Origin of the sequence: Type-D symbiont of Plautia stali, from assembly GCF_001485335.1 — a bacterium.
GTDB classification, from domain to species: Bacteria; Pseudomonadota; Gammaproteobacteria; order Enterobacterales; family Enterobacteriaceae; genus Pantoea; species Pantoea vagans_C.
Window position 1 is genome coordinate 1 of sequence record NZ_BBOC01000026.1, and the last position, 12,701, is coordinate 12,701.

10 protein-coding genes, 1 tRNA gene and 1 pseudogene are annotated in these 12,701 nt (G+C 54.2%); 11 read left to right on the forward strand and 1 reads right to left on the reverse strand.

What is annotated here, in order from left to right; genetic code table 11:
* The first annotated feature begins 90 nt into the window (after positions 1 to 90).
* A tRNA-Gly gene (locus PSSD_RS10275) sits at positions 91 to 166 on the forward strand.
* 435 nt (positions 167 to 601) lie between these two features.
* Here PSSD_RS10275 and queG read toward each other — a convergent pair.
* Entirely contained in the window at positions 602 to 1,741 is a 1,140-nt protein-coding gene (gene queG / locus PSSD_RS10280) for a tRNA epoxyqueuosine(34) reductase QueG (protein WP_058971242.1), read from the reverse strand.
* Between queG and nnr the strand changes: the two genes are divergently transcribed.
* The 10 genes and pseudogenes from nnr to PSSD_RS10330 all read left to right on the forward strand — a co-directional run bounded on the left by nnr (position 1,740) and on the right by PSSD_RS10330 (position 12,596).
* The gene (nnr, locus tag PSSD_RS10285; RefSeq protein WP_072214969.1) at positions 1,740 to 3,254 is read left to right on the forward strand and encodes a bifunctional ADP-dependent NAD(P)H-hydrate dehydratase/NAD(P)H-hydrate epimerase; all 1,515 of its coding nucleotides are present in this window, start codon (positions 1,740 to 1,742) and stop codon (positions 3,252 to 3,254) included. The genes queG and nnr overlap by 2 nt on opposite strands.
* A 6-nt stretch (positions 3,255 to 3,260) precedes the next feature.
* A complete protein-coding gene (tsaE, locus tag PSSD_RS10290; RefSeq protein ID WP_058971245.1) occupies positions 3,261 to 3,737 on the forward strand; it encodes a tRNA (adenosine(37)-N6)-threonylcarbamoyltransferase complex ATPase subunit type 1 TsaE in 477 nt (158 codons plus the stop codon).
* A complete protein-coding gene (gene amiB, locus PSSD_RS10295; protein ID WP_058971248.1) occupies positions 3,734 to 5,389 on the forward strand; it encodes an N-acetylmuramoyl-L-alanine amidase AmiB in 1,656 nt (551 codons plus the stop codon). Before tsaE ends, amiB begins: the two co-directional genes overlap by 4 nt.
* Positions 5,390 to 5,431: 42 nt before the next feature.
* Positions 5,432 to 7,279, forward strand: coding sequence for a DNA mismatch repair endonuclease MutL (gene mutL, locus PSSD_RS10300; protein ID WP_058971250.1), 1,848 nt, complete (start codon positions 5,432 to 5,434; stop codon positions 7,277 to 7,279).
* Positions 7,272 to 8,220: pseudogene (miaA, locus tag PSSD_RS10305) on the forward strand (tRNA (adenosine(37)-N6)-dimethylallyltransferase MiaA). Before mutL ends, miaA begins: the two are co-directional and overlap by 8 nt.
* Before the next feature lie 101 nt (positions 8,221 to 8,321).
* The gene (hfq, locus tag PSSD_RS10310) at positions 8,322 to 8,639 is read left to right on the forward strand and encodes an RNA chaperone Hfq (RefSeq protein WP_039331538.1); all 318 of its coding nucleotides are present in this window, start codon (positions 8,322 to 8,324) and stop codon (positions 8,637 to 8,639) included.
* An 80-nt stretch (positions 8,640 to 8,719) separates the two neighbouring features.
* Positions 8,720 to 10,000 carry a ribosome rescue GTPase HflX gene (gene hflX / locus PSSD_RS10315; protein WP_039331536.1) on the forward strand — a complete coding sequence of 427 codons (1,281 nt, stop codon included), beginning with the start codon at positions 8,720 to 8,722 and terminating at the stop codon, positions 9,998 to 10,000.
* A gap of 91 nt (positions 10,001 to 10,091) precedes the next feature.
* Positions 10,092 to 11,330, forward strand: a complete 1,239-nt coding sequence (hflK, locus tag PSSD_RS10320) for an FtsH protease activity modulator HflK (protein ID WP_039331534.1) — start codon at positions 10,092 to 10,094, stop codon at positions 11,328 to 11,330.
* A 3-nt stretch (positions 11,331 to 11,333) separates the two neighbouring features.
* A complete protein-coding gene (hflC, locus tag PSSD_RS10325; RefSeq protein ID WP_039331532.1) occupies positions 11,334 to 12,338 on the forward strand; it encodes a protease modulator HflC in 1,005 nt (334 codons plus the stop codon).
* A 57-nt stretch (positions 12,339 to 12,395) separates the two neighbouring features.
* Positions 12,396 to 12,596, forward strand: coding sequence for a DUF2065 domain-containing protein (locus PSSD_RS10330; RefSeq protein WP_039331529.1), 201 nt, complete (start codon positions 12,396 to 12,398; stop codon positions 12,594 to 12,596).
* Positions 12,597 to 12,701 lie beyond the last annotated feature (105 nt).

A 12,701-nucleotide genomic window follows, 5' to 3' on the forward strand; every position in this document is an offset into this window, starting at 1 on the left:
ACTGAACGAATCCCTGGGAGCTTACATCAGTAAGTGACCTGGGTGAGTAAAGGCAGCCAACGCAGGTGCGAACTAAAATACGAAGATTATGCGGGAATAGCTCAGTTGGTAGAGCACGACCTTGCCAAGGTCGGGGTCGCGAGTTCGAGTCTCGTTTCCCGCTCCAAATTTTCATATTCATTAATGTTATTTGCTCTCGGGCGTCATCAGACATAAAACTGCTGCAGTCTTCATCGATCTTATGCGGCGTGGTTTTGTTTCTGGAAATTTTGCGCACCGCTTTAGCACCAACGATGCCTGTAGTCTGTTGCAGTTATCTTACAGGTTATCCACAATGCGCCTGCAACGTACTGACGGCGTTTTACCCTATCTGCAAAACTGTTTTGAACAGAGTTATCCACAAGCTCTGGACAAGCCCCTGCGCGCTATTCTCTACGTAATTGTTTACAGTAATCAGATAACCTTTTGTTTTTAAATGGATTACAGGTATTTCAGTCTGTGAATAGTCTTACCAGAAGATATAACCATCCCCATCACTAATCGGCTTTATAATTTTATTCACAGCATGTGGAAAAGGATTTTATCCTGCGCGTTTGGTTAATCACGCATCACGGGGTAAGCCTTTCTCGACCGCACGCACCAGTCGCAGTTTCTTCGCAGGCTGCACATCCACGGCCTCTGCGGCCCGCTTTTGTAACTGCTGCGCGATAGCCCAGTCAATATGCTCGTCAAGCAGCGGATGTTCGCCTTTGCGCATTTGCAACACGGCCAGATTTTCGTCTGCCCATGGCGCATTGCCCAGCGCCACCGCGATATTACGCAGCCAGCGTAAATGGCCGATACGACGAATGGCGGAGCCTTCTGTGATGCGCAGGAATTTCGCCTCATCCCAGGCAAAGAGTTCCACCAACGGCGGCGCGTGTAATACGGCACGGGGTGAAAAATCATCCTCATCTGTCAACTGACCATAACGATTCCACGGGCAGATCAACTGGCAATCGTCACAACCGTAGATGCGGTTGCCAATTAGCGGGCGGAACTCTTCAGGGATCGCGCCTTCCAATTCAATGGTGAGATAAGAGATACAGCGCCGGGCATCCACCACATAGGGTTCAACGATAGCGGATGTCGGGCAGATGGTGATGCAGGCCACGCAGCGGCCGCACTGCTCTTCCTGGGGCTGATCGACCGGCAACGGCAGGTCAATCAACAGTTCGCCAAGAAAGAACCAGGAACCCGCTTCACGGTTGAGAATCAATGAGTGTTTGCCGGTCCAACCCAAACCTGCTTTTGCGGCGATCGGGCGTTCGAGGATGGGGGCTGAATCAACAAACGGCCGAAAATTAAGTTCACCACAGTGCGCCTGGATCATTTCTCCAAGCTTTTTCAGGCGATTGCGCAATACTTTGTGATAATCGCGGCCCAGCGCATAGCGGCTAACATAGCCCAGCTGTGGATTTTTCAGTGTTGTGGCGAAAGCAGCCTTGGCTGGCAAATAGTTCATGCGGACGCTGATCACCCGCAGTGTGCCGGGCAGCAGTTCATGCGGACGCGCGCGCATCATGCCATGACGCGCCATCCAGTCCATCTCTCCGTGATACTGCTTCTCTAGCCATTCCTGTAGTTTGGGCTCTTCCGCGCTGAGATCGGTATCGCAAATACCAACCTGCTGAAAGCCGAGTTCGCGCCCCCACTGTTTTATCTGTTGGGCAAGCTGATGAAGATCGAGAGGGTATGACATGAGAAACCAGGCAATTGAAGCAAACTCGTGCAGTTTAACACACTCTGTCTGGCCTGCGCAGGCGATGAGGCAATTGGAACGTGATGCTGCGGATAGCCTGGGCTTAACGCTCTATGAATTGATGCAGCGTGCCGGACAAGCAAGTTATGAACTGGCGCGTGCGCGGTGGCCGCAAACGCAGCACTGGTTGATTCTTTGCGGCCACGGCAATAACGGCGGCGATGGATATGTGGTGGCTCGACTGGCGCAGGCGGCCGGGCTCAACGTCACGCTGCTGGCCTGCGAGGGTCGCAATCCCTTACCGGAAGAAGCACAGCTTGCTCAGCAAGCCTGGCTTGAGGCGGGCGGGGTGATCCATGCTGCCACCGTTGCCTGGCCGGAAACGGTTGATTTGATCGTGGATGCGTTACTGGGTACCGGAATCAATCGTCCGCCAGCCTCGCCCTATGCTGACCTGATCGATTTGGCTAATGCCCATGGCGCTCCCGTGTTGGCGATTGATGTTCCGTCGGGTCTGGATGCTGCTAACGGCGCAACGCCAGGAAGTGCCATCGTAGCCGACCATACTCTCAGCATGATTGCCCTTAAACCCGGTCAGTTGACCGGTAAAGCGCGCGATGTCGTGGGGCGGCTGCACTGTGACAATCTGGGCTTAGGTGCTTTTCTGGCTGGCGAGACGGCACCTGTTGTTCGCTACGATGCTCAGGATTTGGTGCGTTGGCTCAAACCGCGCCGCGCCACTTCGCATAAAGGCGACCATGGCCGGCTGCTGGTGATTGGCGGTGATAAAGGCACGGCCGGTGCTATTCGTATGACCGGTGAAGCCGCGCTGCGCTCGGGGGCAGGGCTTGTGCGCGTACTCACCCATGAAGATAATATCGGCCCGATTCTTACTGCTCGACCCGAGTTAATGGTCGATGCCCTTTGCGAGGAAGCGCTGGAGCAGGCCCTGACGTGGGCGGACGCCATCGCGATTGGCCCAGGCCTTGGACAGCGTGACTGGGCGCAGAAAGCATTGATGAAGGTTGCGGCCAGTGAAAAGCCAATGCTTTGGGATGCAGATGCGCTTAACCTGCTGGCAATCAATCAGGATTACCGTCAGAATCGCATCATTACTCCGCATCCCGGCGAAGCGGCGCGCTTGCTGGGGGTGAAAACCAGTGAAATTGAGCGTGACCGCCTACACGCTGCGCAGACCCTGGCGAAACGCTATGGTGGCGTGGTGGTGCTAAAAGGCGCGGGGACGATTATTGCCAGCACGGCCGATGACTTGGCTATCGCGGATGTGGGCAATGCGGGTATGGCGTCAGGCGGCATGGGCGATGTGCTGAGCGGTATCATCGCTGCCCTGCTGGGCCAGAAACTGACTTTACTTGAGGCAGCCTGCGCGGGCTGTGTTGCGCACGGTGCAACGGCAGATGCGGTTGCCCAGCAGCGCGGAACGCGAGGCATGTTGGCCACTGATTTGTTCGAACTGCTGTGGCAGTTTGTTAATCCAGAGATGATTCAATAATAAAGCATGAAGACCTGTGTTATTTCTTTGCCCGATGAGGCGGCAACCCTTGATCTGGGTGCGCAACTGGCTCGCGTTTGCAGCAGCGCGGTGGTCATCTATCTCTATGGCGATCTGGGTGCGGGAAAGACCACCTTTAGCCGTGGTTTCCTGCAGGCGCTGGGCCATCAGGGCAATGTTAAAAGCCCGACTTACACATTAGTCGAACCCTATGAACTGGGTGACCGCACGCTGTACCACTTCGATCTTTATCGTCTTGCCGATCCTGAAGAACTGGAATTTATGGGCATCCGCGACTATTTCGGCGGCGATGCACTATGTCTGGTGGAATGGCCGCAACAGGGAACCGGTGTATTGCCGGAACCCGATCTGGCGCTGACGCTACGCTATGTGGATACGGCGCGTGAAGCGGAACTGAATGCCGTTTCTGCGCTGGGTGAGACACTCTTGCAGCAATTTCAGCACGGCAGGGAGCAGGCATGATTTCATGGATGAAAGGCATCATATTGGCCGCGGTCTGTCTTTTTTCAGCTTCTGCGCTGTCGGCCACGCTGTCTGATATCAAAGTTGAGAACGGTGACAGCCAGGCGACGGTGACACTGAGCTTTAACGGTCAGCCGGTGTACGGTTTTTTCTCTCTGCACAACCCAAATCGCGTGGTGTTGGATATTCGCCAGAGCGGCTCGATTAAAGGACTGCCGCTCAATTTCAGCGGTGAAAACATCGTCCAGCGCATTCGCAACAGCCAGCCAAAAGACAAACAGAGTATTCGTCTGGTGTTTGAACTGACGCAGGCGGCCAAAACACGTGCAACCACCCAGCGTGACGGCAATCAATACCGCGTGGTGTTCACCATCAAAGGCACACAACCTGCGCGTCGTAGCGCAGCCGCTGCGCCAGTCACAACCGCACGTCAGAGTGAAAGCAGCAGTCAGGGCAACCCGTTTAATGCCAATCCGGTGACGACAGTCTCGAGCAGCAACACGACGGTACGTCCTGGTGGTGCGGTGACGCGCAATGAACAGGTGATCGTCGCCATTGATGCCGGTCACGGCGGCCAGGATCCCGGCGCTACGGGCCAACACGGTTTACACGAGAAAAACGTCACCATCGCCATTGCGCGTAAACTGAAAGCGCTGATGGATCAGGACCCGATGTTTAAGCCGGTTCTGACACGTAACGGCGACTACTTTATTTCGGTGATGGGCCGTTCCGACGTAGCGCGTAAAGAGAATGCCAACCTGCTGGTCTCTATCCACGCCGATGCTGCGCCAAACCATTCCGCCACGGGCGCATCGGTTTGGGTGCTGTCGAACCGTCGTGCTAACAATGAAATGGCTAACTGGCTGGAACAGAAAGAGAAGCAGTCTGAATTGCTGGGTGGTGCCGGTGACTTACTGGCGAATAGCCAGGCCGATCCTTACCTGAGCCAGGCGGTGCTGGATCTGCAATTTGGTCATTCTCAGCGCGTAGGATATGACGTCGCAGTGAAAGTGTTACAGCAGCTGCGCGGTGTGACACCATTGCATAAACGTTTACCGGAACATGCCAGCCTTGGTGTGTTGCGTTCCCCTGACATCCCTTCTTTACTGGTTGAGACTGGCTTTATCAGTAACGCAGCGGAGGAGCGGCTGCTCGGCAGTAGCGCGTATCAGGAAAAGATTGCTCAGTCGATTTATAAAGGACTGCGCAACTATTTCCTCGCGCATCCGCTGCAATCGGTCCCAAAGGAGGAAAACCGGCCGCTGGACAGCGCACCAGCGGTTAGCGTCGCCAGCAACCCGGCGACCGGCACGGTGCAATACACGGGCGCAACACAGCGTCATACGGTGACGCGTGGCGAAACGCTTTCTGGCATTGCAGCCAAGTATGGTGTCAACATGGCGACACTGCGCGATCTCAACAATCTAAAACGCGATGTGGTTTGGGTGGGTCAGCGTCTTAAAGTACCGGCCAAGTCGGGCGTCAGCGTTACCGCCGCCAGCCGCCCAACGCGACACAAAGTGGTTCGCGGTGATTCGCTCACGGGGATCGCCGCCCATTATGGCGTTAGCCCGAAAGCTATCATGCAGGCCAATAATATGAAGTCGAGCAATGTGATGCTGGGGCAAAACTTAAAGATTCCGCAATCCTGATTGCTGGCTCTGAGGAGCCAGCCCGCTACAAGGATCACCACCATGCCAATACAGATTTTACCACCGCAACTCGCGAACCAGATTGCCGCAGGCGAAGTGGTTGAGCGTCCTGCATCGGTTGTAAAAGAGCTGGTGGAAAACAGCCTTGATGCCGGTGCGACGCGCATCGACGTGGATATCGAAAAAGGCGGTGCGAAGCTGATTCGTATCCGTGACAACGGCTGCGGTATTGCGAAAGCCGAGTTGGCGATGGCGCTGGCGCGTCACGCCACCAGTAAAATATCCTCACTCGATGACCTTGAGGCAATTATCAGCCTCGGTTTTCGCGGAGAAGCCCTCGCCAGTATCAGCTCAGTTTCACGATTAACACTCACCTCGCGTACCGCCGAGCAAAACGAAGCATGGCAAGCCTATGCTGAAGGGCGCGATATGGATGTCACGGTCAAACCGGCGGCGCATCCGGTGGGCACCTCGCTTGAAGTCCTCGATTTGTTCTACAACACGCCGGCCCGGCGCAAGTTTATGCGTACGGAAAAAACCGAGTTTACGCATATTGATGAAGTGATACGTCGCATTGCGCTGGCTCGTTTTGACGTGGCGATTTCCCTGACGCACAACGGCAAGCTGGTGCGCCAGTATCGCGCGGTGGATCAGGATGCGCAGCGAGAGCGCCGGTTGGGTGCTATCTGTGGCACCACCTTTATTCAGCATGCACTGCGTATTGAGTGGCAGCATGACGATTTAGCATTAAAAGGATGGGTTGCCGATCCCGCGGGGTCGCGCCAGGTCACCGATCTACAGTATTGCTACGTCAATGGCCGCATGATGCGCGACAAACTGATTAATCACGCGATTCGCCAGGCCTATCAAACGCAACTCGGTGACGATCAGCAGCCCGCTTACGTACTGTATCTGGAAATTGATCCTCACCAGGTGGATGTGAATGTCCATCCTGCCAAGCATGAAGTGCGCTTTCACCAGTCGCGCCTGGTCCATGATTTTATCTGGCAAGGGGTGATGAGCGCACTGCAGGCGAGCCGCACGGCGGAGCTACCCATTGCTCAGGCTGAAGAACCCGCACCACAGTGGCAGCCAGAGAATCGGCAGTCGGCTGGTGCGAATCATTTTGCACAGCCTGCCCGCGCGCCACGTCAGAGTGGTGGCGCAGCAGCAGGCGCTAACTGGCAGAATAAAGAGCCGGTTTATCGTGCGCGTGAAGGTGCCGCCTATCAGCAGTTGATGAAAACCCCGGTGGTGGAAATGCCTGGTGCTGCTGCACCGCAACCGGCACCGGTACGCCAGCCTGAAGTGCAGGAAGCGCCACTGGCTGCTCATGCGCAAAGTTTTGGCCGCGTATTGAGCGTGATGCAGGAGCGCTATGCGCTGCTGGAGCGGGGTAACCAGTTACAGTTACTGTCGTTGAGCGTTGCCTCACGCTGGCTAAAACAGGCCCAGTTACAACCTGGAGAGCAAGGGCTGAAACCTCAGCCTCTATTGATCCCAGTGAGGCTGAAAATTGCCAAAGAAGAGTTACCCGTCATTGATGCCCAAGCCGCGTTATTAACCCTGATGGGCATTGATTTACAACGGGAAGGTCAACATGTGACCCTGCGCGCCGTCCCTTTACCGTTACGCACACAAAATTTACAAATCTTGATTCCAGACCTGTTAGGCTATCTCGCCCGGCAGCAAGGGGTTTCTGCATCCTCGCTGGCCCAATGGCTGGCAAGACGTGACGATGCCGAAACGGCTCACTGGAATCACTCGCAGGCGATTGCACTGCTGGCTGAGCTTGAACGGCTTTGCCCGCAACTGCTTAAGTCGCCGCCTTCAGGTCTGTTACAGGCCATTGAGATTGAGAGCGCGATTAACGCGTTGAAGCATGAGTGAACTAAACCAGGCTGGCCGGCCAAAGGCTATTTTTTTGATGGGGCCCACCGCTTCCGGAAAGACGGCGTTAGCGATTTCGCTGCGTCAGCAACTTCCAGTGGAACTTATCAGCGTTGACTCTGCCTTAATCTATCGTGGGATGGATATTGGCACGGCGAAACCGTCGGCAGAGGAGTTAGCACTGGCGCCCCATCGTTTGCTGGACATTCGCGACCCGGCAGAAGCTTATTCTGCTGCTGAGTTTCGTCGCGATGCGCTGGCAGAAATGGCGGAGATTACCCAAAAAGGTAAGATTCCGCTGCTTGTTGGTGGAACCATGCTCTACTTCAAGGCGTTGCTTGAAGGATTGTCGCCGTTGCCCTCGGCCGATCCGGACGTGCGTCAGCGGATAGAGCAAATGGCGGCGGAGAAAGGGTGGGATGCCCTGCACCGCCAGCTGTGTGAAATCGATCCGGTCGCCGGTAGTCGTATTCATCCGAATGATCCGCAGAGACTTTCGCGAGCACTGGAAGTTTTTTATTTCGGGTAAAACTTTAACGGAACTGACAAAAACGTCCGGTGAAGCGTTACCCTACGACGTGTACCAGTTTGCTATCGCTCCGGCGAGTCGTGAACTGCTACATCAACGCATTGCGTTGCGTTACGACCAGATGCTAGCGTCAGGATTTGAAGCGGAGGCTCGTGAACTGTTTGCACGAGGTGATTTGCATACGGACATGCCTTCCATTCGTTGTGTGGGTTATCGCCAGATGTGGTCTTATCTTTCTGGTGAAATCGATTACGACGAAATGGTTTATCGGGGAATTTGCGCGACCCGGCAGCTCGCGAAACGCCAGATGACCTGGTTACGTGGCTGGCCTGAAGTCCACTGGTTAGACAGTGACGAGCCAGAATTAGCGCGTAATGCGGTGCTTCAGGTTGTTAGTGCGAAGCAGGGATGATTGTGTACAATTGGTCCGTTATCGTGCGCAAATTTTTACGCAGTTTTTCTGAACCACGGTTCTTAAAGTAACAAACAACAAGCATATAAGGAAAAGATAGAATGGCTAAGGGGCAATCATTACAAGACCCGTTTTTGAACGCTTTGCGTCGTGAACGTGTACCGGTTTCGATCTATTTGGTGAATGGTATTAAGCTGCAAGGGCAAATTGAATCCTTTGATCAGTTCGTCATTCTGTTGAAAAACACGGTTAGCCAGATGGTGTATAAGCACGCCATCTCTACAGTGGTTCCTTCTCGTCCGGTTTCGCACCATAGCAACACCCCGGGCGGTGGCGGTGGTAGCAGTAATTACCACCATAGCGGAAGCAACCAGGGCGCTCAGTCGCAGCCACAACAAGACGGCGATAACGCAGAATAATTTTGCGCTGCCGTAAAGCCAGGGCTGGGGAGCGATAACGTTTTCCCGTCCTGGTTATTTTATTTTAGCGAGGTTATAGCTTGTTTGACCGTTATGATGCCGGTGAGCAGGCCGTACTGGTACACATCTGGTTCTCCCAAGACAAAGAGCTGGAAGATTTGCAGGAGTTTGAAACTCTTGTCTCTTCTGCGGGCGTCGAAGCGCTGCAAGTGATTACTGGCAGTCGCAAAGCGCCACATCCCAAATATTTTGTCGGTGAAGGAAAGGCAGTTGAAATTGCCGATGCGGTGAAAGCGAGTGGAGCATCGGTCGTTTTATTCGATCATGCCTTATCGCCTGCCCAAGAACGTAATCTCGAGCGTGTGTGCGAATGTCGTGTTGTTGATCGCACCGGCTTAATTCTTGATATTTTTGCTCAGCGCGCCCGTACCCACGAGGGTAAGTTACAGGTCGAGCTGGCACAGCTACGCCATATGGCAACCCGTTTGGTGCGTGGATGGACGCACCTTGAGCGCCAGAAAGGCGGTATTGGTCTGCGTGGTCCAGGTGAAACTCAGCTGGAAACGGACCGCCGTTTGTTACGTAACCGCATCAGCCTCATCCTTTCCCGCCTTGAGCGTGTAGAGAAGCAGCGCGAGCAGGGCCGACAAGCGCGTGCCAAAGCGGATGTGCCGACTGTCTCGCTGGTGGGGTATACCAACGCCGGCAAATCTACTCTGTTTAACGCAGTCACCTCTGCCAATGTCTACGCGGCGGACCAGCTGTTTGCCACACTCGATCCGACGTTACGTCGTCTGAACGTGGCGGACGTGGGTGAAGTGGTATTAGCGGATACGGTCGGATTTATTCGTCACCTGCCGCATGATTTAGTGGCGGCCTTTAAAGCCACGCTGCAAGAGACGCGTCAGGCGACGCTGTTACTGCATGTGATCGACGCGGCTGATTTACGCGTTAACGATAATATTGAAGCCGTAAATGAAGTGCTGGCAGAAATCGAATCCGATGAAATCCCCACACTGCTGGTGATGAATAAGATCGATATGCTGGAGGGATTTGTCCCGCGTATTGATCGCGACGAAGAGAATAAACCAACGCGTGTTTGGCTCTCTGCGCAGAGCGGAGAAGGGCTACCCTTACTCTGGCAGGCGCTTTCTGAGCGTTTAGCCGGTGAAATCGCGCAGTATGATTTACGTCTGCCGCCGGAAGCAGGCCGTTTGCGCAGCCGCTTCTATCAGTTGCAGGCGATTGAGAAAGAATGGAATGAAGATGATGGTTGTGTAGGGTTGCATGTGCGAATGCCAATTGTTGACTGGCGTCGTTTATGCAAACAAGAGCCATCGCTCGCCAGCTATATTGTTTGATATTGCCCAATCGAATTTACCTGAATCACGTGTGTTTTCTTTGGGTACACGCAGTAGGGTAAAACGTTATTATCATAAATGGAGTAGAGACATGGCGTGGAATCAGCCCGGAAATAACGGACAGGACCGCGACCCGTGGGGAAGCAGCAATAATCAAGGCGGCAACTCTGGGGGAAATAAGGGAGGGCGCGATCAGGGGCCCCCTGATCTGGATGATATCTTCCGTAAGCTGAGTAAAAAACTCGGCGGACTGGGCGGTGGCAAACAGAGTGACAACAATGGCCAACGTGGCGGCGGTAGCGGTGGCAAACTGGTTGGCATTGTAGCCGTCGCAGCTGTGGTCATCTGGGCTGCCAGCGGTTTCTACACCATTAAAGAAGCGGAACGTGGCGTTGTTACGCGCTTCGGCAAATTCAGCCATCTGGTCGAGCCGGGCCTCAACTGGAAGCCCACCTTTATCGATCAGGTCCGTGCCGTGAACGTTGAAGCGGTACGTGAACTGGCAGCCTCTGGTGTGATGTTGACCTCAGACGAAAACGTGGTGCGCGTTGAAATGAACGTACAGTACCGCGTCACCGATCCTGAGCGTTATCTGTATGCCGTGACCAGCGCCGACGACAGTCTGCGTCAGGCCACCGACAGCGCATTGCGCGGCGTCATTGGCCGTTCAACCATGGACCGCATCTTAACCGAAGGTCGTACCGTGGTGCGTAGCGAGACCCAGCGTGAACTGGACGAAACCATTCGTCCTTACAACATGGGTATTACGTTACTCGACGTCAACTTCCAGGCGGCTCGTCCACCGGAAGAAGTCAAAGCGTCGTTTGACGATGCCATCGCTGCACGTGAAAACCGTGAGCAGTACGTGCGTGAAGCCGAAGCCTATTCGAATGAAGTGCAGCCACGTGCGAACGGTCAGGCACAGCGTATTCTTGAAGAAGCCCGCGCTTACAAAGAGCGTACTGTGTTAGAAGCACAGGGTGAAGTGGCGCGCTTTGCGTTGTTGCTGCCTGAATACAAGGCTGCTCCGCAAATCACTAAAGAGCGCCTGTACATCGAGAGCATGGAGCGCGTGCTGAGCCATACTCGCAAAGTGTTGGTTAACGATCGTGGTAACAGCCTGATGGTTCTGCCGCTGGATCAACTGATGCGTGGTGGCCAGACGTCTGGCAACCAGGGCGGTCAGAAGACCACCAATTTGATGAAGTTCCCGTCGTCTGACAGTTCAGCCAGCAACGAAGAGACTTCTTCATACAGTCCGAGCAGCATCATGGACCAGCGTCGCGCCAATGCGTTACGCAACGATACCCAGCGCGCAGGGAGGGAGTAATCGATGCGTAAGCCAATTATTGCTGTAATTATTGTCGTACTGGTGGCGCTGTATGCCTCACTGTTTGTAGTGCAGGAAGGCGAGCGCGGTATCGTGCTGCGCTTCGGTAAAGTTCTGCGTGATAGCGAGAACAAACCGCAGGTGTATGCGCCGGGTCTGCACTTCAAGATTCCTTTCATCGAAACCGTGAAATCTCTTGATGCACGTATCCAGACCATGGATAACCAAGCCGATCGCTTTGTCACCAAAGAGAAGAAAGACCTGATCGTTGATTCGTATATCAAATGGCGTATCAGTGACTTCAGTCGTTACTACCTGGCAACCGGTGGTGGTGATGTTTCTCAGGCGGAAGTCCTGCTGAAACGTAAGTTCAGTGACCGTCTGCGTTCTGAAATGGGTCGTCTGGATGTGAAGGATATTGTTACTGATTCACGTGGCCGACTGACTACAGATGTACGTGATGCGCTGAATACCGGTACTGCAGGCAATGACGATGAAGTTCAGACGCCAGCAGCGGATGATGCCATCGCCAATGCAGCAGCCCGTGTAGAGCGTGAAACCAACAGCAGCGAGCCAGCGCCAAATCCAAACAGTATGGCGGCACTGGGTATTCAGGTGGTGGATGTGCGCATCAAGCAGATCAACCTGCCAGCAGAAGTCTCGGATGCGATCTACAACCGTATGCGTGCTGAACGTGAAGCAGTGGCGCGTAGCCAGCGTTCACAGGGTCAGGAAGAAGCGGAGAAACTGCGTGCCCAGGCCGATTACCAGGTGACTCGTACTCTGGCTGAAGCGCAGCGTCAGGCTTTGATCTCTCGCGGTGAAGGTGATGCGCAGGCGGCGAAGCTGTTTGCGGATGCATTTGGTCAGGATCCTGATTTCTATGCCTTTATCCGTAGCTTACGTGCTTACGAGAACAGCTTCTCTGACAATCAGGATGTAATGGTGTTAAGCCCAGATAGCGATTTCTTCCGTTATATGAAGGCGCCCACTAACGCCACGCGTTAAGAACTGATATAACCTTGAGGCCGACAATGTTGTCGGCCTTTTTTTTGGAAAAATAGAATGAACACAACCATCTGGATGGCGCTGGCGTTAGTTTTGGTGCTGGAAGGGCTGGGGCCGATGTTTTTGCCGCGAATCTGGCGCCGTATGATTCTGTCCATGGCACAATTGCCCGATCGTATCCTGCATCGTTTTGGCGGCGGCCTGGTGGTTGCGGGGGTGGTGATCTACTACATGCTGAGCGCCCACGCGAGTGCCTGATAAGTAAATTTGTGCGCTATTTCACAGCTAAATGGTGTCTGTCCCGCGTTGTTTACCCAACATCTTGTGAGTTGATCAAAACGCAGGCAAAAAACAGCGCAATCG

Excerpts from the sequence above, each read along its gene's own strand:
- hfq (WP_039331538.1), top strand. The coding sequence starts at position 8,322 with ATGGCTAAGGGGCAATCATTACAAGACCCGTTTTTGAACGCTTTGCGT.
- queG (WP_058971242.1), bottom strand. The coding sequence starts at position 1,741 with ATGTCATACCCTCTCGATCTTCATCAGCTTGCCCAACAGATAAAACAG.
- hflK (WP_039331534.1), top strand. The coding sequence starts at position 10,092 with ATGGCGTGGAATCAGCCCGGAAATAACGGACAGGACCGCGACCCGTGG.
- tsaE (WP_058971245.1), top strand. The coding sequence starts at position 3,261 with ATGAAGACCTGTGTTATTTCTTTGCCCGATGAGGCGGCAACCCTTGAT.
- hflC (WP_039331532.1), top strand. The coding sequence starts at position 11,334 with ATGCGTAAGCCAATTATTGCTGTAATTATTGTCGTACTGGTGGCGCTG.
- nnr (WP_072214969.1), top strand. The coding sequence starts at position 1,740 with ATGAGAAACCAGGCAATTGAAGCAAACTCGTGCAGTTTAACACACTCT.
- PSSD_RS10330 (WP_039331529.1), top strand. The coding sequence starts at position 12,396 with ATGAACACAACCATCTGGATGGCGCTGGCGTTAGTTTTGGTGCTGGAA.
- amiB (WP_058971248.1), top strand. The coding sequence starts at position 3,734 with ATGATTTCATGGATGAAAGGCATCATATTGGCCGCGGTCTGTCTTTTT.
- mutL (WP_058971250.1), top strand. The coding sequence starts at position 5,432 with ATGCCAATACAGATTTTACCACCGCAACTCGCGAACCAGATTGCCGCA.